Source organism: Lysinibacillus sp. FSL L8-0126 (genome assembly GCF_038630385.1).
GTDB classification, from domain to species: Bacteria; Bacillota; Bacilli; order Bacillales_A; family Planococcaceae; genus Lysinibacillus; species Lysinibacillus fusiformis_D.
On sequence record NZ_CP152028.1, the window covers coordinates 1,054,507 to 1,074,571 of the forward strand.

Consider the following 20,065-nt stretch of genomic DNA (forward strand, 5'->3'; position numbering starts at 1 on the left):
CCGCCTCCTAAAATCCTAGCGTGACGGCAATTGCTGCACCGATTGCAAAGGCTGTTAAAAAGGCCTCTGCTCCCTTTGCCATCCCTGACATAAAATGACCCGCCATTAAATCACGAACAGCATTGGTAATCAAAATACCTGGTACAAGTGGCATGACAGAACTAATAATAATTTTATCAAGTTCAGTTCCATAACCATACTTTACTGCTAAGAAGGCCACAAAGCCGAGAACAAGTGATGCCGTAAATTCAGAGAAAAACTTCACCCTTGTTAAATGGTTGATCATCACAAGTACTAGAAAACCCATCCCACCCGCTATACAAGCTACCGGAAAATCCGACCATCCTCCCTTAAACATAATCAGGAAACACCCACTTGCAAGTGCGGCTGACAAAACTTGTAAATAAGTTGGTAAAAAATAATTTGTTTTTTGTATCGACTTTAACTCGTCATAAGCTTCTTCTAATGTTATGATGTGAGATGTGAGTCTCCGAGATACTGAATTTACCAAGGCTATTTTTTGTAAATCTGTAACCCTACTGGAAATTGATGTAATTCGCGTCGGCTGTGTCTTGCCTAACGAAAAAATGATTCCAGTTGGTGTGGCATAACATTGAGCATCTGGCATATTTTGAGTATGTGCCATCCGCAGCATCGTATCCTCCACACGATATGTTTCTGCTCCACTTTCAATCATAATACGCCCTGCAAGCAACAAACAGTCAATCGTAAGTTCATTATCCGCTTCTTGTAAGACCATTACAGCTATCTGCCTCCTTCAAAAGGTTCCTTGCCAATATTATCGAACTGCCAATAAAAACTCAACTGAAAATTTCAGCATAAACAGTTAGCTTTCTTTCAATTTAATTTTCATGAATTAACAATTATTGAGCATGTTTTTTCTATTTTAGTAGGTATTTTACAACCACTTTAAAAGAAGTACAACAACATTCGATTGATACCCTATAGAAGGATAGCCGATTTAAAATAATTACTATAAATTAACATTAAAAGATCCGTAATTTGTATAACTTTTTTAATGATTAACACGTCTGATTGTATAGAGAATAAAAAAGAGGGGAGCGTATCCAACACCATGCAGGAACGCAGAAAAAAACGCGGTCCAATAATTGATTTTTTATTACTGGGCCTTATTGTAACCTTAACAACAGTTATACTAGTTATTATCCTATCAAAGGATGAATTTAAGTTTCAAAAGATTAGTGCTTCAAAAGAAGAATCTAAGACAGAATCGGTCAATAGTAATTTATCGACTGAAAGTTCTGCGTTTCCAGGCATACGTATTGTTACAGACGTTTCTAATGATAAACGAACACCATTTGCTATACATTACCCACAAACAGATAACAAAGTTTTTAATGACGCCGTATTACAATACATATCGGATTCAAAAGAAAACTATCTAGCATCTATGAAAAAAAATAAAGATAAAGAAGCTATGGGTGAATTAAATATTAGTCTTGAAACATTTCCATACCGAGAGCATTATTATTCCTTTGTTCTAACAAAAATGGAGTACCTTGGTGGAGCTAATCATGAAGTCTCAACGAAAACATTCTTCATTAATAACGAAACAGGCGAGCAAATTACAATTCAAACCCTTCTACAAAATGACGAGAACAACTTATCAACGTTAGCTGCCAATGTACGAAAGGATTTGCAGAAAAACCTTCAAATAAAGGATGAGCTTTTCACTGATGAATTACTGAAAGCTACAGAGCCAAAATGGTCTAACTTCAATCGCTTTGCTATTGTCGACGATTCATTACAATTCTATTTCAATGAATATGAGATTGCTAGCGGAGCAGCAGGTGCCCCAATAGTGAAACTACCCCTTTCACTTATTAACCCATTGTTAGCCTCTGAGTTTCAAATTGCTATGGAAAATGTAAAACCAACAAATCCACCGCCTACAGGTGATCCGAATAAGAAACGTATTGCATTAACATTTGATGATGGTCCACATCCAAAAGTGACGGAACAAATTTTAAACATTCTCGATAAGTATCACGCAAAAGCAACCTTCTTTATGCTCGGTAGTCGAGTACAATATTATCCTGATATTGCAAGAGATGTATTGGCGCGGGGCCATGAAATTGGCAATCATTCGTGGAACCACCCTGTCTTAACAAAGCTTACACAAGAGCAAGTGATGAAAGAGTACAATACTACAGCCAATGAAATAGAAAAGGCAATTAATCATGGTGCTACAGTTTTCAGACCACCTTATGGTGCAACTAATGACACGATTAATGCCGAGATCCCTATACCTGTAGTGCTATGGTCGATTGATACATTGGATTGGAAGCATCGCAATGCACAGCAATTATTGCCACATGTAAAAAATAATTTGCACAATAATGCCATTGTCCTAATGCACGATATACATCAATCTACTGCAGATGGACTTGATGCTGTCCTTGCCTATTTACAGGAGCAAGGTTATGAATTCGTAACGGTATCAGAAATACTACCATATCGTCAATAGTATGAACCCTTTTCATATATTCAATGAAAAAGTCCAATGAATTTTTAAACGAATTCATTGGACTTTTCTTATTATTTTATTGTTAATGTATCTAAAGGCTTGAAGTCATTTAGCTGATAGCTCTTTACCTCGTTACGCGCTATTGTATAAAGAGCATCATCTATATAGACTACTCGTTGTACAACCTGCTCCCAATTCTCATATGGCTCATTAGTATTACGATTGATTATATTTCCTTTTAAAACAATCCCTTTATCAGCAGTAATTTCATAAATTTGAGCACCATGACCTTGGTACACAATCTCATCACCCTTACCTGCATCATACAATACTACTGGGAAGCCAAAATAATTGAACTCCTTATTGCGGAATAGCGCTTTCGGATTATATTGCACATCAGAGTAAGAGCCTTTCCCACCGATTTTTACTGTCGATTGTTCTTTTGGGTTACTGAAGTCTGACACATCAAATAGTGACATCTTCATATTGGTTGTCACCGTAAAATTACGTTTCGTATAAGCATCATAGCGTTGCTCCGTATCATAACCAATACCCATTAAATGTGTTTCATCTATTGGATGTAGGTAATTACTAAAGCCTGGAATCTTCAATTCCCCTAATACTGCTGGCTTTTTCGGATTTGCTACATCAATGACAAACAGTGGATCCACTTGTTTAAATGTCACTACATAAGCTTTTTCTCCCATAAAACGAGCAGAATATATTTTTTCTCCAGGTGCCATATCCTTTACCGAGCCAAGTGATTTTAAATGTTCATCTAAAATAAAGAGGTGATTATAGGAAGTACTTTTCTCATCCCACGTATTGCCCTCGGTTGTAAAGATTCGGAAATTACCTTTGTATTCGTCCATTGAATACTGATTTAAGACAGTTCCCTTTACTTCTGTACTTCCAGCAAAATTTAAAGTCGTTCCATCTACATTCCACTTAAAAATCTGAGTGTCTGCTGACCTAGGTAGCCAAATCATATCCATAACTCGTTTATTGGATGGAGCAGCCTGATTATTTTCATAAATTGGTGTCGTTAAATATAGGGCATTTTCTGACATATAAAGACCACTACTTCCACCTAAATACCCTTTTGTATTGGCTGTTGTCTTAGCTCCATTTTTTAAATCGACAGCTGTAATTAAACTATAGGTACCATCCATTGTATTAGGTAATATAGAGATTTTTTCTAAAGGTAGGCTTGTGTACGCTGATCCTGCTGCACTATCAAATGTTTTAGGCTTTAATTCGGCTTTTTTATCTTCTTGCAGCATCCAATAATTCGGATACATATTACCAATTATATATAATGTGTCCTTTGTAATACGAATATCCTGTAAAAAGCCTTCTTGCCCAACATTACGTACATGTTTTGGATTGCCTGGATTCGAAATATCATAAAATGAGGCTGTTACCATGGCTGTACCAGCCTTTTCAATATATTCATCCCCAATGGCAATTAATAGATTGTCATATAATGCAAGCTTAGAAATATATTGTGACTCTTTTAGTTTAATGCTTGTCGCTAACTTCAAATGCTTAGGATCTTTAGCATTGACAACCGTAATACTCTGATCCTTTACACTGTAAATAAAGCCGTCTTTTACGACAACAATATCACCCTCTTCTACACCGTCTACTTGGTTATTGGTTGTAGACTCGTTATTAGCAGTGGCTTTATCTTCACTTGCTGCACTTTCAGCTTTCTCTTCCTCTCCCCATCCAACTCTTTGAGTCGTTAACAGCTTTTTAAAATATTGCTGGAGCTCTTTTTCAGATTTGACGGCTGTTAACGTTTCAATAATAGTAAATGAAATCGTCTGTGAAGAGACATTCAGCCCCCCTTGTGCGAAGGCTTCCTTTTTCACATGTAATTGATAATTCCCTGGTGCTAACTTCTTGACCACTATTGTTTTTTGATCTTCTAATAATTCAATTGTTGCAGGCACTTTTTGGCCTTTTGCCGTTGTAATAAAGACATAGTCCTCTGTAATCTTGTTTTTCTTTAAAGCTACTGAAAAAGATGCTTGCCAGCTTTGTGTAGCCATGCTGGTGCTAGCGGCCTTTGCAGTCACATCCGTATTCACCATCCATGTGAAAACGCCAGGCACGATAGCTACAACAAGTATCAACATAATTACCAACCATTTGTTTTTCATCATTTTTCCTCTCTTTCATTTACTTGTTTATCCATTAGACTAATAAAAAATCGGAAAGTTACATTTTTCTGAATTTTTTAATGTAGGTTATGACTTCACAAAAAAACAAGGGGGGAATACTCCCTCCCCCCTCGTTTATTCTTCAAACGGCCATTTCGGCAACATTTTTGATAAAGACTTATCTCGACGTCTTCCTAATACATAATCAGCCTGCATAATGGTATGAATTTCACGGGTTCCTTCATAAATAACAGGTGCTTTTGAGTTTCGTAAATAACGGGCAACTGGATATTCATCTGAATAGCCATATGCACCATGAATCTGTACTGCATCATCAGCAGCCTTATTGGCAAAGTCACACGCTTGCCACTTTGCTAAGGATGTCTCGCGAGTATTTCGAACACCTTTATTTTTCAGTTCACCTACGCGATAGACAAGAAGACGACTCATTTGATAGCCGGCTTCCATATTAGCAATCATTTGTCCAACAAGCTGGTGCTCTCCAATAGGCTTACCAAATGTCTCTCGTTCATGACAATATTTCACACTAGCCTCTATACAAGCTTGGATTAAACCAACGGCACCTGCCGCTACTGTAAATCGACCATTATCAAGCGCAGACATGGCAATTTTGAAGCCTTCACCCTCTTCACCAAGTCGGTTTTCAACTGGCACACGTAAATCTTCAAAAAAGAGCTCACCTGTATTACCAGCACGAATACCATATTTTCCTTTAATCGCTTTTGACGTAAAGCCAGCCATCGAACGTTCTACAATGAACGCACTAATCCCATGATGTTTCTTCGATTTGTCTGTATAGGCAAAAACGAGAAAATGATCTGCGATATCACATAAGGAAATCCATGTTTTCTGCCCATTGAGGGTATAATGATCTCCATCACGGACAGCTGTTGTTGACATGGCAGCTACATCAGACCCAGCGCCTGGTTCTGTAAGACCAAATGCTCCAATACGAACTCCTTTAGCCTGCGGAACAAGGTAGCGCTGCTTTTGCTCTTCAGTACCCCACTGCATTAAGGTCATGCTATTTAAGCCCGTGTGGACAGATACAGCTGTGCGAAATGCTGTATCTCCCCGTTCAAGTTCCTCACATACGATGGCAAGAGCATTATAATCCATACCACTACCACCGTATTGTTCAGGAACACAAACACCCATTAAGCCTAACTCAGCAAGCCTTGACCAAATTTTAGCATCAAAGCCTCCATCAGCATCCCACTTTGCAATGTAGGGAATGATTTCTTCATCAACAAACTGTCTTACCGTTTTTCGTAGCATTTCCTGTTCAGTGGACATTTCAAAATTCATGGTTAGCACCTACCATTTCACGATCATAGCAGACTTATGTGATGTCTCTTTAATCACCACGCCACGTTTAGCCATCTCTTCGATATACGTATCACCAGGAACTATTGCTTCAGGTGGAAATACACCATGCTCTGTAATAGCACCCGCTCCTATCATCTGCGCTACAACAGAAATGGTATTAGCAGTAGCACGAGCCATGGCTGTTTCATTAATTGTCATATCCTTACGTACAACCATTTCATATTCATACGTTACCTGCTGTTGTGCTTTTTCACCAGCTACAATGACACGTAACAGTACAGCATCTGGTTTTGTGCCCAGTTCAAGCTTCTTTTTAAGCGCCTCTCGTACAACGGCACGAACAGGTACTTCTTGATTATCAACTTCTACCTTATTAGTGGAATCAAGGAATCCTAAGTCAGCTAAAAGCTTAAATTTCTCTGCGTGACCTTTATAGCGGATCGTTTTATATTCTAATGTGCGGACATTGGGGAATGTCTTATACAATGTGGAAATGCCACCAGATGTATAAAATGCCTCTAGCACACCGAAGTCATCAAAATAAATAGGTTCAACGCCAGACAGGGATGGAACTTCTTCAAGCTTGCCCTTCTGAATCGTTTTGGAAGGCTCTGTATAATGATCGAATACGCCATCTAAAGAAAACACACGTGTATAATGAAGTGGAGGCTTTGGATCAGTTGGAATACCACCTACAAATAGTTTAATAGAATCGACATCATCTAATTTCGATGCACCATAGCCAGCAAGAATATTAATCATACCTGGCGCAACACCTAAGTCCGGAATGATTGTGACACCTTTTGCTTTTGCTTCCTCATGAAGATCTAATATCTTCTCTGTCACACCACCAATATGACCGCCTAAATCTACGGAATGTACGCCTGCCTCAATCGCTGCTCTCGCTACTCGCTCATTGAACGAATAAAATAGCGCATTGACGACAACGTCACCCTTAGACATAACGTCCATTAATGAATCATCACGCTCTGCATGAAGCTCCACAACCTCCACTTTATTAGAGTCTAGCGTATCTACAAAATCCTGTGCTACTTTTACATCGATATCCCCTAAAAACACACTCTCCACTTTATCATTTTTTATTAAATCACGAGCTACCTCTTTACCCATTAAACCTGCACCTAATACAACAACTTTCATCAAGAACATCCCCTTTCGTTGATCTGTTACTCTGTATCGATTTGTGCTCTTTGTAATTTACCGCTGTAGTCTACATAAATACTCTTCCATTCTGTGTAAACATCTAGGGCCGCTACACCTGAATCACGGTGTCCATTACCAGTCCCTTTTGTGCCACCAAATGGCAAATGGATTTCAGCACCTGTTGTGCCTGCATTTACATAAACAATACCTGTGTCCAAATCACGTTGTGCGCGGAAAATTGTATTTACATCTTGTGAGAAAATGGAGCTAGATAAGCCAAACTTCACACCATTATTTACTTCAATTGCTTCTTCCAAGCTTGCTACTTCAATGATAGAAACGACTGGGCCAAAGATTTCTTCTTGGGCAATAATCATGTCAGGCTTCACATTTGTAAACAGAGTTGGCTCATAATAGAACCCTTTATCGTAAGGTGGTTCATTTAATATTTTGCCCCCCGCTAATAATGTAGCTCCCTCTTGTTTGCCTATTTGCACATAGTGATTAATTTTTTCCAATGCGGCTTTATTAATCACTGGCCCGATTTTAACGTCCTTTTCTAGACCATCGCCAATTGTTAGCTTTTGCATTTCATCTAAGAGACGCTTTTCTAATTGTTCTTTTACATCTTTATGCACAATGACTCGACTACATGCTGTACACCTTTGCCCAGCAGTACCAAATGCACTCCATAAAATTCCTTCTGTAGCTAGCTGTAAATCGGCGTCATCCATGACAATGACAGCATTTTTCCCACCCATTTCTAAAGAAATCTTTTTCAAGTGCTTACCGCCAAGCTCGGCTACTTTACTGCCCGTTGTCGTGGAACCAGTAAAGGAAATAACCTTGACATCAGGGTGTTCAATTAACGCTGTCCCTACTGTAGGCCCTGTACCAAATACAATATTAGCGACACCATCTGGTAAGCCCACTTCTTCAAAAATTTTACCCATTTCATAGGCCATCATCGGTGTCTCATTCGATGGTTTCCAAATAAATGTATTCCCCGCAACAATGGCAGGAAATGACTTCCACGTTGCAATGGCAACGGGGAAATTCCAAGGCGTAATGAGTGCCACAACACCAATCGGTGCCCTTACACTCATGGCAAATTTATTGGCAAGCTCCGATGGTGTTGTTTCGCCAAACAATCTTCGACCCTCCCCAGCCATATAATAAGCCATATCAATTCCTTCTTGCACTTCTCCCCTAGCCTCTTCAATTACCTTGCCCATCTCTTTTGTTAAAACGGTCGCCAAATATTCTTTCTTCTCTTTCATTTTGAGACCGATGGCATATAAATAGTCTGCACGCTTTGGCGCTGGTACAAGTGCCCAGCTCTTTTGTGCTTGTTTGGCAGCAGCTACAGCCTCATCTACCTCATTTGAAGTAGAACGTGGTATGGTAGCAAGCTGCTCACCATTTGCAGGGTTCGTCACTGCTATACTTTGTAAATGTGAATGTGTGACCCATTTACCGCCAATATAGTTTTTAATCTCCACTACATACACCCCCTGAAATACTCTATGATGCCTCGGCTGTTGTACCAGTTGTATTCCATTGGTACAGCGTCTGTAACAGAATGAAATATGTCAATATTCCGAATTTTCTAGATGCAATATACCTGGTCATACTAGCATTTACCTAATAATCGGTGACAACTACCAGAGGCTTTATTTTCATCTAACGTCATTACCTCCATATAGAGGATGACTTCTAAATTTAGAAGCCACTTAAGGTTATGTATATTCACAATACCCTTCGTTATATGAAAATAAATAATACACATTCTAGTTTTTTATATTCGACATTTTCTAGCTAATTCCCTTTTTTTCTAAAATATTTAATTTCCTATTGAAACTAATGTGATTTATAATCGTATACAATATCATTAAATTTACTTTTGGAGGAATCCCTTTATGAATAATCATGAAATTGACTACAAGTTATTTGGTGACGACATGCAATATGTGCAAGTTGAGCTTGATCCTCAAGAAACAGTTGTTGCAGAAGCAGGAGCTTTAATGATGATGGATGACTCGATCCATATGGAAACTATTTTTGGTGATGGCTCACGAGGTAGCTCACAAAGTGGTCTAATGGGGAAATTATTTGGTGCTGGAAAACGACTAATTACTGGTGAAAGTTTATTCATGACGACATTCACAAATGTTGGTGCAGGTAAAAAGCATGTTTATTTCGCTTCACCATACCCAGGTAAGATTATTCCAATGGATTTAAGCCAATTGAACGGTAAAATCATTTGTCAAAAGGATGCATTCTTAGCAGCAGCTAAAGGTGTTTCTGTTGGCGTTGAGTTTCAGAAAAAAATCGGTGTAGGCTTCTTCGGCGGTGAAGGCTTTATTATGCAAAAGCTTGAGGGAGACGGTATGGCATTTGTACATGCAGGTGGAGCGATTCACGAAAAAACGTTACAGCCGGGAGAAGTGCTACGTGTAGATACAGGATGTTTGGTGGCGATGACATCAAATGTAGATTACAATATCGAGATGGTTGGAGGCGTAAAAACTGCACTATTTGGTGGAGAAGGGATCTTCTTTGCTACACTACGCGGCCCAGGGACTGTGTGGGTACAATCATTACCATTTAGCCGTTTAGCAAGTCGTGTCTTTGCAGCAGCACCTATTTCGCAAGGAGGGGGCGGTCAATCTAAAGGTGAAGGCGGCATCGGTGGCATATTCGATTTATTCAATAAATAAGAAAACATAAGGCTGGAACAAAAAATGTTTCAACCAACAAAAATACCGAACTATCCAATGAAACACTTATAAAGTGTTTCGGAATAGTTCGGTTTTTCTATTTGTCATGTTTTGTTATTAAGAAATTATTCGACTTCTTGAAAGAACAATTTAGAGCAAACGTGGTGAGTGAAGCGGCTAACGGACGCCCTGAAAGGACACTGGAGGAACGGAAATCAATCCCACAGCTTACTAAAAAGTTTTTTCTAGTCTTTTTTCAATGTGTAGCATGTCAGCAAATGATATGCTCCTCTTTTTTAATCAATTCGATTGGAGATTGCCTTGCCTTGTCCATAAGCCGTTAATGCTTTCACATTTAGCATCAGCATGGCCGTTCTCGTTGCTAACGAAGCGCTACCGATATGTGGAAGTGCTACTACATTTGGAAGAGTTAATAAAGGATGATTCATAGCAATCGGCTCTTGTTCAAAAACATCTAGCCCCGCAGCCCACAGCTTACCATTTTTCAAAGCATCATACAGGGCAGCCTCATCAATGATCCCACCACGGGAAGCATTTATTAATACAGCATCTTCCTTCATCAAAGCTAGTTCCTGTGCCCCAATGAGTCCTTCCGTATCAGTATTATAAGGTGTCATAATCACAACAAAATCAGATTGCTTTAAAAGGTCTTCCAATGAAACATACTGGAAGCCATACATTTCTTCCGCTTCATGCCGACGTCTGCGATTATTATATAAGATTTTCATATCAAAACCTTTTGCTCTTCTAGCAACAGCTTGGCCAATTCGCCCCATGCCAATAATTCCTATTGTTGCTCCTGATACATCCTTACCAACCAGTTGCATTGGATACCAGCTGTTCCATTTGCCTTCACGTAAATATCTTTCACTTTCTGGAATTCTACGTGCAGTTGCAAGCAGTAAGCCAAATACTAAATCCGCAGTCGTATTGGTTAAGACACCTGGTGTATTTGTCGCCATAATGCCTTGTTTCCGTAAAGCTTTCACATCAATATTATTATAGCCAACTGCTAAATTGGTCACTAATTTCAAATTGGGTGCATGTGAAAGTAACTCTTCATCTACTTGATCGGCTATCGTTACCCATAGCACCTCACAGTCAGCGACAGCTGCTAGCAATTTGTCTCGTGGAATAACCAGGTCTTCTTCTTCCCACTGCGAGATTTCATAAAACTCCTGTAATGGTTCAACAATATGTGTAGGAAATTTACGTGTTATAAATAATTTCTTTTTCATGCTCCAAAAACACCCCTCTACTCATTTCCCTAATTCGCCTATAGCGTAACACTTAAAACAAGCATTTTCTAGGGTTTTCTAGTCTGTATCCTTCCATAACTGATAGTTATTAGCTAATTCATCAGCCTCATTTTTAGTTTATCCGTGTAATACATCATTCTATCCTAATCCACAGCACGAAAAAAACTATGCATAGATTGGATGCATAGTTTTTCATAATGTTGGAAAACAAAACCTTCAATAACATTTTTGTGAAAGTTCCATTGTAGGCTACTTGCATTCTGTAAGCGAGTACTACCCCATGGGAATCAAGTAGCCCAATCAATAAAAATATTTCTTTTGAGCAAAGGTTTTCAACTAAAGTGGAAGTATTCACTACTCTTTATGGAGGGGTGTTGTCACTCATCGCTTCTCCACATTGAAAATAAAAGCCTATCCTTACTCTAATCATACAAATAAAGAGCTATTTTGTTCACTAAGGCTCGTATGAAAGATTAGGAAAAGACTCTTTTGCGCATGGTTGATTGGAGTGGAGCCAGCGTCACTCCTAGGGATTTAGCGTCACAGCTGAGACGCTGGCAGAACGGAAATTAACCCCTCGCCTTTCAAACTTACTTTTTCTGCCGTTGACATCAACACTATTAAAATTCTCTAATTGTTGTATTTAAGCGATTGGCCACTTTCTCTAATGCTCCAGAAGATTCACCAATAGTTTCAATAATCTTTACTAATTCAGCTATTTGACTACCAACATTTTGAAAGTTAGAGATAGAATCTTCCACAGAACCAGAAATCGCATCAAATGCTTTTAGCGACTCGGCATTGCGTTCAATACTACTATTCACGAGTTGCTGTATATCCTGAATGGCTTGGACCACCTGTGTTGTAATACCGTTCGACATCATAATTAGTTCAGCTATTTGTTCGACTGAGCTTTTCGTTTGATCAGCAAGCTTACCTACTTCATTTGCAACGACTGCGAAGCCCTTACCATGTTCGCCAGCACGTGCTGCTTCAATTGCAGAGTTCAGCGCAAGTAAATTGGTTTGCCCTGAGATGCTTTTCACAATTTCTACAACTGCATTAATTTTGGAAGAAGAGGCATCTAACTGCTCCACCATATTAGCCATCTCAACTGTTTTATGATGAATTTTTCCAGTTTGCTCATTGATAGATACAATTTTAGTATAACCTTCATTAGACACCTTTTGCATAGATTGTGCCTCTTGCATACTATCTGTCAAAGAATCATTGACATGCTGTGCACTATAAACAAGTTGTGTTACTGTTTCAGTCGTATTTTGAGATTGAACCTCCAACTGTGTTGAAATGCCGCCTATGACATCCTTTACATGCTCCCTAACGCTATTGCGTTGTTTCTCTATTAATATACTGGCATAGTTATCGTATTCTTCCAAAACAATTTGCTGCTCGAAATTACATATTTTACTAACAGCATCACAAAATTTCTCTTCCTCGTCTTTAGATAGTCGAAGCTCATAAATAATTTTACGTAGTGATTTTTCAAGAATGTAAAAGGCTGCTAAATACCATTTAGGATAGAGATTAATCTTCACATGCATCTTTGCCACACGGCTTCGCTTCTCTAAAAAAGCTTCATCTATACGCCCCTCAAACATTTCAATAATATGATGGCGTAATGTTTGCCGTAAGCGCTCGCTAGAACTATGCTTTTGTATCACAGCCTGTAAAGAGGGCACGCTTTCAATAGCATGATAAAATGCACCAACCACCTCAACAACGTTTCTTTCCACATAAGGCTTTAAGCTTTTAATCAATTGAAGGTCGTATACACTTAATCCTACAAGATTTAACTGAAATAAACGTTCTGGCTCTTCAATAAAAATACCGACAGCTGCTTCATCACTAATTTCAATTGTATTTTTCTTAGATCTATTTACAATTTGAAACATTTTCTCCACCTCATATTATAATCATATACCGAACTAAGTCTATTATCCTAAATGCTATTCAATAACAACAAATATTTGGACATTCTATGTATCAATTATAATCTCAAAATAAACAAATGAATAATAAAGAGGTAAATGATAGCTATTATCATTATAATCCTCTATACATTTGTACTATTCAATAAGTCTTTATAACTATTTTACTCATTTTTCAAAAAAATGATGGCTGGAGTAATAAAAAAAGCCACTGCTTCTTATCAAAGAAGAGTCCTGCACCCCTAAAGTTTAGATTTTTGACTCTAACTTTAGGGGTGCAGGACCAAGAGTGACCTTTTTTATTTACATAAAAATAATTACACAAAGAACTGCGGCTAAAACTAAACGATAAATCGCAAAAGGCATTAACTTCACCTTTGAAATAAGTGCTAGGAAAAACTTGATGGATAGTAAGGCAAAGATAAATGAACTAATAAATCCAACTGCATAGAATCCAAAATAGTCCATCGATAAAGTATCCCAGTTTTTCAGAACGGATACTAGACTAGCCCCTGCCATGATTGGCACTGCCATAATGAATGTAAAATCGGCTGCAACACGGTGACTCATACCAAAGAGTACCCCACCTGAAATAGTCGCACCTGAACGAGAAAAACCTGGCCATAAAGATAGACATTGAACTAACCCAACTTTAAATGCTAAACCATAGGATATCTTGTCTAAAGAATCTACTTTTGGTTTTCTTGGTGCCAATTTATCCGCAGCAATCATTAGAATTGCTCCTGCCACTAAAGCATAAACTACATGTTCTACTTTAAATAAATGGTCGTCTATAAAATCTTTAAACGCAAAACCTAAAACAACTGCTGGCAGCATCCCAACAATAACATGCACTAAGTTAAAACGGCCGTTTATGGATTTTGATTGACCGTCAATATTATATAAGCCAACTAAGCTTAGCATACGTTTCCACATCACTACGATAACCGCTAAAATGGAGCCGAGCTGCACAACAATTTTAAATGTGTTAGCAGGATATTTTCCCAAAAACTCCTCTGTCTTTAACCACATATCATCCACGATAATCATATGACCCGTAGAAGATACTGGTGCGAATTCCGTCATACCTTCGACAAAGCCTAATATTAACGCTTTTAATAATTCTATAATTTCCACCATGTCACCTTACCTTTTTTAATCAAATACCCACCTATTATAAGATACTACGTTTTCATATACTACTGTCATTTCACCTAGGTAGCTCATTTCAAGATTACCACACACTATTGAAAGTTTATATCCACTACCCAAAGCTCTGATCTACTACCAATTCGCATCGGTGGTCCCCAGAAGCCATAGCCTGATGAAACAAGTGTATGCATATGCTCCTTCAACTTATAACCATAGTCCAGTTCAAATACCCGAGCCGTTATATACTGGTTTGGCCATAGCTGACCCTTATGTGTATGACCTGACATATGTAAATCAACCCCCATTGCCGTTGGTGTTACCAAGTCATCGGGTGTATGGTTCATCACAAGCCATGGCAAGTTATCAGATACCTTTAATTCTTCAAGTGTTTTTCTTTCTTTATTCGTCCTATCCTCTTGCCCTGTTAATACAAACGCATCTTCTATACGAATTGTTTCATCTAGCAGTATTTTCACATTGGCATTTTCCATTTCCTTTACAAACTCAGGAATTTTTTTACCGTAATATTCATGGTTACCCAATATCCCATACGTTCCATATGTAGATGTTAATCCTTTCATGACATCCGCCATGCCCTCTTGAACAAACCATTTTGGATCATCATCCACGATATCGCCAGCTAACAATACAATATCTGGCTGCGCTTCATTTGCCAAGTTTACAAATCGTTGCAAATGCCTTTTATGCGATAATACCCCTAAATGAAAATCAGATGCCACAACAGCTCTCAGTGATTCTAGTTCACTTTCCTTTTTGGCTACCGTTATTTCTAAATGACGAACTACTGGTGAATAAGCTAAATAAGAGCCGATGATACTTAACAAAACTAGGACAGCAACTGCTATACTACCAATTATTTGTACATTTTTAAAGGGAGTTAACCAAACAATCAATTGTGAAGCTAAACACAGTAATAAGCCGTATTCAAAGAGAAACATCCAGTAATTACTGATGACCGAAAAAAACCGTAAAGACTCATGTAATCTTCCGATAATAATACTAAAAGCAACAATATACAGGATCAGCCAAAATAGGACTGGATAACGGAACCATCCCATCGCTACAAGCCACTGCTTTACTCCCCACCCTAAATAGAAAGTCAACGCACTATAAATACTAATTAAAAGTATACCACCGATTACTTTTGGCATAACCTAGTCCTCTACTTTCTTCTATAATTTAGTTGATTATATCATTATACTTAACAATCATATTGCTTGAAGCCCTTGAATAATCTTCTATCTGAAAATAGGAACTGATTACAGATGACAACTATAAGTTTACCTTTTTATTTCCTTCGATTCTCTCGTTCTACATGACATTCCACCATATTTAGATGACATTTTCGTCATTTTCACACTAAAAGCCACTTTAATTTCTACAAATCTTCCAGTAACATAATAGATGAACGAGAAAATTTACGCATTTACGAGCAAAAAGGGGTGCTATTTCGAATGACACGTTATAAATTTGAAACAATAGAGCATGAGTTATTTCGTAAAACCTTCCGTAAGTTTTTAGCTGAAGAAGCTGAGCCACATTATATTCAATGGGAAAAAGACCATCTAATTCCACTTTCCTTTTGGCGCAAGCTCGGTGAGATGGGCTACCTTTGCCCACAGGTCGAGGAGCAGTATGGCGGGCTTGGTCTGGATTTCAGCTTCGGTGTTATTATTCAAGAGGAGCTAGAACGTATAGGTTCAAGTCTTATTGGGATTGGACTGCATAATGATATTGCCGTACCTTATATCGAGGCTTATGGTACACATGAACAAAAATCTCGCTGGCTGCCTAAATGTATTTCAGGCGACTATATCACTGCGATTGCGATGACTGAGCCTAGTACAGGTTCAGACTTGGCAAATATACAAACAACCGCGATCCGCGATGGTGACTTTTACATTGTCAATGGACAAAAAACCTTTATCACTAATGGCATTCATACAAACTTAGCCATTGTTGCAGTGAAAACAAATCCACAGGTGGAGAAAAAGCATCGCGGCATCAGTCTACTTGTCATTGAAGAAGGTACACCTGGCTTTACAAAAGGAAGACAGCTCGAAAAGGTTGGGATGCATGCCCAAGATACGGCAGAACTCTATTTTGAAGATTGCCGAGTGCCTGTGCAAAACCTACTTGGAGAAGAAGGCAAAGGTTTTCACTATATGATGGAAAAGCTACAGCAAGAGCGATTAGCAGTAGCGATTGCTGCACAAACAGCCGCAGAGGATATGCTTACCTTGACATTAGACTATGTAAAATCACGTCAAGCCTTTGGTAAAACAATTGGCGACTTCCAAAATACAAAATTTAAAATTGCTGAAATGGCTACTAAAATTGAGCTTGGAAAATCATTTTTAGAATCCTTGATTGAAGAGCATATTGCTGGGAAAGAGGTTGTGACAAAAGTATCTATGGCAAAATACTGGATCACAGAAAATGCACGTGAGCTTGCCACGCAATGTATGCAATTGCATGGTGGCTATGGCTATATGGAGGAATATAAAATTGCTAGAAGGTATAGAGATATACCTGTTATGTCCATCTATGCTGGTACCAACGAAGTGATGAAAGTCATTATCGCCAAAAATTTAGGCTTATAAAAAGATGGCGGCAAATTTCTGCCGCCATCTTTCCATTATACTGCTGGAATTCGAACAATTACTTTAAATAGATCGCCATCTACATCAATACTCATTCTTGCCCCATGTAAGTCGACAATAGATTGTGCAATCGCTAATCCAAGTCCTGAGCCCTCTGTATGTCTTGAAGCATCTGCACGTTTAAAGCGTTCAAATAATTCCTCGGCATCCTCACTGATTTCATATTTCGCAACATTTTTCACTGTAAATTCAGCATCACCATCTGCCGTACGTTTCAACGTCACGTATACACGTGTTCCTTCTAACGCATATTTCAAGACATTCACAATTAAATTATCGATGAGTCTCCACCATTTTTGACCGTCCACATATGCATAGATGGGATCGTGTGGCATCGTCATACGTAAATCTAAGCTTGACTGTGTCAAATCCTCTTTATGCTCCCCTACCGCTTGCTGAATAAGCTGCGTCAAATCTACTCGACTGCGATGGAGTTCAATATTGCCACTTGCCATTTTTGACACTTCAAAAAGGTCTTCAATCAATACTTTTAAACGCTCAGATTTTTTATCGAGAATTTGAATGTATTGTTGACGTTCTTCGTCTGTAATAGTGGGCTTTTTCAGTAAATCCGTATACGTAATAATAGAGGTTAATGGCGTACGTAAATCATGACTCACATTTGTAATAAGCTCTGTTTTCAAACGTTCACTTTTCGCCTGCTCATGCATGGACGTACGAACACCTTCTCGTAAATGGTTAAGATTTTCAGCATGACCTGCAAGCGGTGATTTGCCTTTTACCTTCACATCTCGGTTTAAACGTCCTTCAGCCATATTCTTCGTATCCTTCATAATGCGATTTAAATAACCCATTCTTGATAGGAAAACAACCAGAGCAGGAATTCCTACGAACATACACATAGCAAGAACAAGAACTGGAAAACCGCCTCCTCTTAACATAGAAGCGACAAGGCTACCTCCCCCAAAGAAGGCTGCAGCTAACATGACCAATGAATGCAATGCAATAGAACGATTGATAAATAAATCAGTCATCGAATCGCCAAGTGACCATAAATAACTTGATTTCATATTTTCTTCTAGCTTTTTCAAAGTATCCACTCTTGTATACAGCCAAATTAATTGTACAAAGAAAGCACTGCCTATAACGAATAACACAGCTATTTTAAAGGCAGAATCTAGTATAGACCGTACATAATTATATTGATAATTGTAATCGTAAGTGTATTCAATAGATTCAAAAACAATTTGGGAAGTAAAAAGATACATAAATCCTGTGATCAATACTAGAATAACCTGAAAGTCAAACTTTACCTTAGTTAAAATCTCTTTTTCCTTCATATTCGTGACAGTTTGTAGTACAACCTTACGACCTCTCCATGCAAAGATTGCCGTTACTATACTAGTCAGCCACACAAAGAAAAAGGTATATTGATTACGGTGAAAACGATTATAATCCTGCATAACGCCTAATGATTGAACTGCTTTTTTCGAGATGGTTAAGACACCCATATATTCAGCTGTTTCATAAAAATTATCTACATCCACATATGCTTCTGTACTGTAAAAAATATCCCTTAAATTATTACTAATATTTCCTGCATATAATGGGTTTCGCTCAGAATATTTTATTTTATAGGCACTGCTTTCTGAAACATCACCTGCACGGTATATTTTACCTGTTTCAATATTCGTCAACTCATAGGACCAGTAGTCATAGTTTTTTCCAAAGCTTTTCGCTTCGGCTTGTACTGACTTAATATATTTATCAATTAATGCTTCTTTTTCAGCACGAATCTTCTTTCGCACATGCTCATCATTTTCAAAGTTTGCCGTAATATCTTTAATCTTATTATCGCGTTCAGTCTCTAGCTTTATTTGTAATTCTGCAGCATTGGCATCCACTGCTTCTTGAATTCGCTGTCCGTATTGCTGTTTAATATTATCGATTTGCTGTCCCAATGTACCATAGTAATTACGATGATCTTCTATTTCTGATTGCGTAATTTCTATTTCATCTTTAAAATCTGCGGCATTCGGTACATTTAACACTAACGGTCCTAGTTCTGCTGTGAAATTATCGATTTCATGCTGGAAATTTTCCGATTGGAAATAGGATTTACCAATATACTGATAACCTACATGCCAAAAAGTAAAAATACCAAAAATTGTCCAAATGAAACACATTAACACTAGAGAGGATTTCCATTTTTTTATCATACCTCTTACACTCCTCTAAAAAATTCTTTCCAAAAATTGCAAAACCTCTGAGGAGCGAGAATCGACGATTTGATAGGCATAAACACCAAAATAAATGAGCCCAACAACACCTGCTATAAATCCTGCAATCGTCATATACTTCTCTAGTTTATTTTTCCATTTTATAGCCAACGCCCCATACCACCTTTAGATAGCGCGGATTTTTCGGATCTGCTTCAATTTTTTCACGTATCTTCCGAATGTGAACAGCTACAATATTTTCAGCATTGTACGCCTCCTCATTCCAAACACGTTCATAAATTTCACGTATCGAAAAAACACGCCCTACATTTTTCATTAATAATTCCGTGATTTTATATTCTATTGGAGTTAGTCGAACAGGTTCTCCTTCTAGTATGACCTCTTTTGCATCTTCATCAAGAACAAGTCCGTCAATTTCCACTTTTGTCGCTCCTTCACTATACGTCCCTAGTTGCACATAACGTCGCAACTGCGATTTCACTCGTGCCAATAGTTCTAATGGATGAAATGGCTTCGTCACATAATCATCAGCTCCAACGGATAGCCCATGTATTTTATCGCCATCCTCTGCCTTTGCACTCAGCATAATAATTGGAATATTGCGCTCCTCCCTAATTTTAAAGGTTGCTGTAATGCCATCCATGTTTGGCATCATGATATCTAAAATAATTAAATGTACTTCATTGTTCTCTAGCTTTTCTAATGCATCTTGGCCGTCTGCTGCTTTAATGACATGATAGCCTTCATTTTTTAAATAAATTTCAATACCATCACGAATATCTTGATCGTCATCTGTAACAAGAACTGTTAATTTCGTCATGATATACACCTCGCTCTCAAATATCAGTGTACCTTTCAAATCTTAAAAACCAGCTATTATAAAAATGA

General features: G+C 38.1%; 15 protein-coding genes. 3 read left to right on the top strand and 12 right to left on the bottom strand.

All coding sequences use genetic code 11. The annotated features are described in order from the left end of the window. Positions 1 to 7 precede the first annotated feature (7 nt). Positions 8 to 760, bottom strand: a complete 753-nt coding sequence (locus MHI34_RS04970) for a threonine/serine exporter family protein (RefSeq protein ID WP_036117711.1) — start codon at positions 758 to 760, stop codon at positions 8 to 10. A gap of 336 nt (positions 761 to 1,096) precedes the next feature. Between MHI34_RS04970 and MHI34_RS04975 the strand changes: the two genes are divergently transcribed. Continuing rightward, on the top strand, positions 1,097 to 2,509 hold the full coding sequence (locus MHI34_RS04975; protein ID WP_036117713.1) for a polysaccharide deacetylase family protein: 1,413 nt from the start codon (positions 1,097 to 1,099) through the stop codon (positions 2,507 to 2,509). A gap of 71 nt (positions 2,510 to 2,580) precedes the next feature. On the opposite strand, the gene MHI34_RS04980 is transcribed toward MHI34_RS04975, so the two are convergent. The 4 genes from MHI34_RS04980 to MHI34_RS04995 form a co-directional block, all read right to left on the bottom strand. Next, the gene (locus tag MHI34_RS04980) at positions 2,581 to 4,680 is read right to left on the bottom strand and encodes a beta-propeller domain-containing protein (RefSeq protein WP_342504171.1); all 2,100 of its coding nucleotides are present in this window, start codon (positions 4,678 to 4,680) and stop codon (positions 2,581 to 2,583) included. Between the two features lie 132 nt (positions 4,681 to 4,812). Continuing rightward, complete coding sequence (locus MHI34_RS04985; protein WP_342504172.1) at positions 4,813 to 6,006, bottom strand: acyl-CoA dehydrogenase family protein; 1,194 nt, start codon at positions 6,004 to 6,006, stop codon at positions 4,813 to 4,815. A 9-nt stretch (positions 6,007 to 6,015) separates the two neighbouring features. Beyond that, a complete protein-coding gene (locus MHI34_RS04990) occupies positions 6,016 to 7,188 on the bottom strand; it encodes a saccharopine dehydrogenase C-terminal domain-containing protein (RefSeq protein ID WP_036117720.1) in 1,173 nt (390 codons plus the stop codon). A gap of 26 nt (positions 7,189 to 7,214) precedes the next feature. Next, positions 7,215 to 8,693: an aldehyde dehydrogenase family protein gene (locus MHI34_RS04995; protein WP_058844773.1), complete on the bottom strand. Its 1,479-nt coding sequence runs from the start codon at positions 8,691 to 8,693 to the stop codon at positions 7,215 to 7,217. Positions 8,694 to 9,110: 417 nt separating this feature from the next. On the opposite strand from MHI34_RS04995, the gene MHI34_RS05000 reads away from it, so the two are divergent. Further along, entirely contained in the window at positions 9,111 to 9,911 is an 801-nt protein-coding gene (locus MHI34_RS05000; protein ID WP_089933090.1) for a TIGR00266 family protein, read from the top strand. 296 nt (positions 9,912 to 10,207) lie between these two features. On the opposite strand, the gene MHI34_RS05005 is transcribed toward MHI34_RS05000, so the two are convergent. From MHI34_RS05005 to MHI34_RS05020, 4 genes are all read right to left on the bottom strand, one after another. Continuing rightward, complete coding sequence (locus tag MHI34_RS05005) at positions 10,208 to 11,170, bottom strand: D-glycerate dehydrogenase (protein ID WP_058844775.1); 963 nt, start codon at positions 11,168 to 11,170, stop codon at positions 10,208 to 10,210. 641 nt (positions 11,171 to 11,811) lie between these two features. Beyond that, positions 11,812 to 13,104 carry a globin-coupled sensor protein gene (locus tag MHI34_RS05010; protein WP_342504173.1) on the bottom strand — a complete coding sequence of 431 codons (1,293 nt, stop codon included), beginning with the start codon at positions 13,102 to 13,104 and terminating at the stop codon, positions 11,812 to 11,814. A gap of 339 nt (positions 13,105 to 13,443) precedes the next feature. After that, complete coding sequence (locus MHI34_RS05015; protein WP_342504454.1) at positions 13,444 to 14,277, bottom strand: undecaprenyl-diphosphate phosphatase; 834 nt, start codon at positions 14,275 to 14,277, stop codon at positions 13,444 to 13,446. A 107-nt stretch (positions 14,278 to 14,384) separates the two neighbouring features. Continuing rightward, positions 14,385 to 15,464 carry a metallophosphoesterase gene (locus MHI34_RS05020; protein ID WP_058844777.1) on the bottom strand — a complete coding sequence of 360 codons (1,080 nt, stop codon included), beginning with the start codon at positions 15,462 to 15,464 and terminating at the stop codon, positions 14,385 to 14,387. Positions 15,465 to 15,767: 303 nt separating this feature from the next. Between MHI34_RS05020 and MHI34_RS05025 the strand changes: the two genes are divergently transcribed. Beyond that, entirely contained in the window at positions 15,768 to 16,916 is a 1,149-nt protein-coding gene (locus MHI34_RS05025; protein ID WP_342504174.1) for an acyl-CoA dehydrogenase family protein, read from the top strand. A 35-nt stretch (positions 16,917 to 16,951) separates the two neighbouring features. Here MHI34_RS05025 and MHI34_RS05030 read toward each other — a convergent pair whose 3' ends face one another. The 3 genes from MHI34_RS05030 to MHI34_RS05040 are packed head-to-tail and all read right to left on the bottom strand — an operon-like array spanning position 16,952 to position 19,997. After that, positions 16,952 to 19,156: a HAMP domain-containing sensor histidine kinase gene (locus MHI34_RS05030; protein WP_058844779.1), complete on the bottom strand. Its 2,205-nt coding sequence runs from the start codon at positions 19,154 to 19,156 to the stop codon at positions 16,952 to 16,954. Between the two features lie 15 nt (positions 19,157 to 19,171). Further along, complete coding sequence (locus tag MHI34_RS05035) at positions 19,172 to 19,327, bottom strand: hypothetical protein (protein ID WP_155273172.1); 156 nt, start codon at positions 19,325 to 19,327, stop codon at positions 19,172 to 19,174. Further along, the gene (locus tag MHI34_RS05040; RefSeq protein WP_036117745.1) at positions 19,305 to 19,997 is read right to left on the bottom strand and encodes a response regulator transcription factor; all 693 of its coding nucleotides are present in this window, start codon (positions 19,995 to 19,997) and stop codon (positions 19,305 to 19,307) included. Before MHI34_RS05040 ends, MHI34_RS05035 begins: the two co-directional genes overlap by 23 nt. Positions 19,998 to 20,065: the final 68 nt, after the last annotated feature.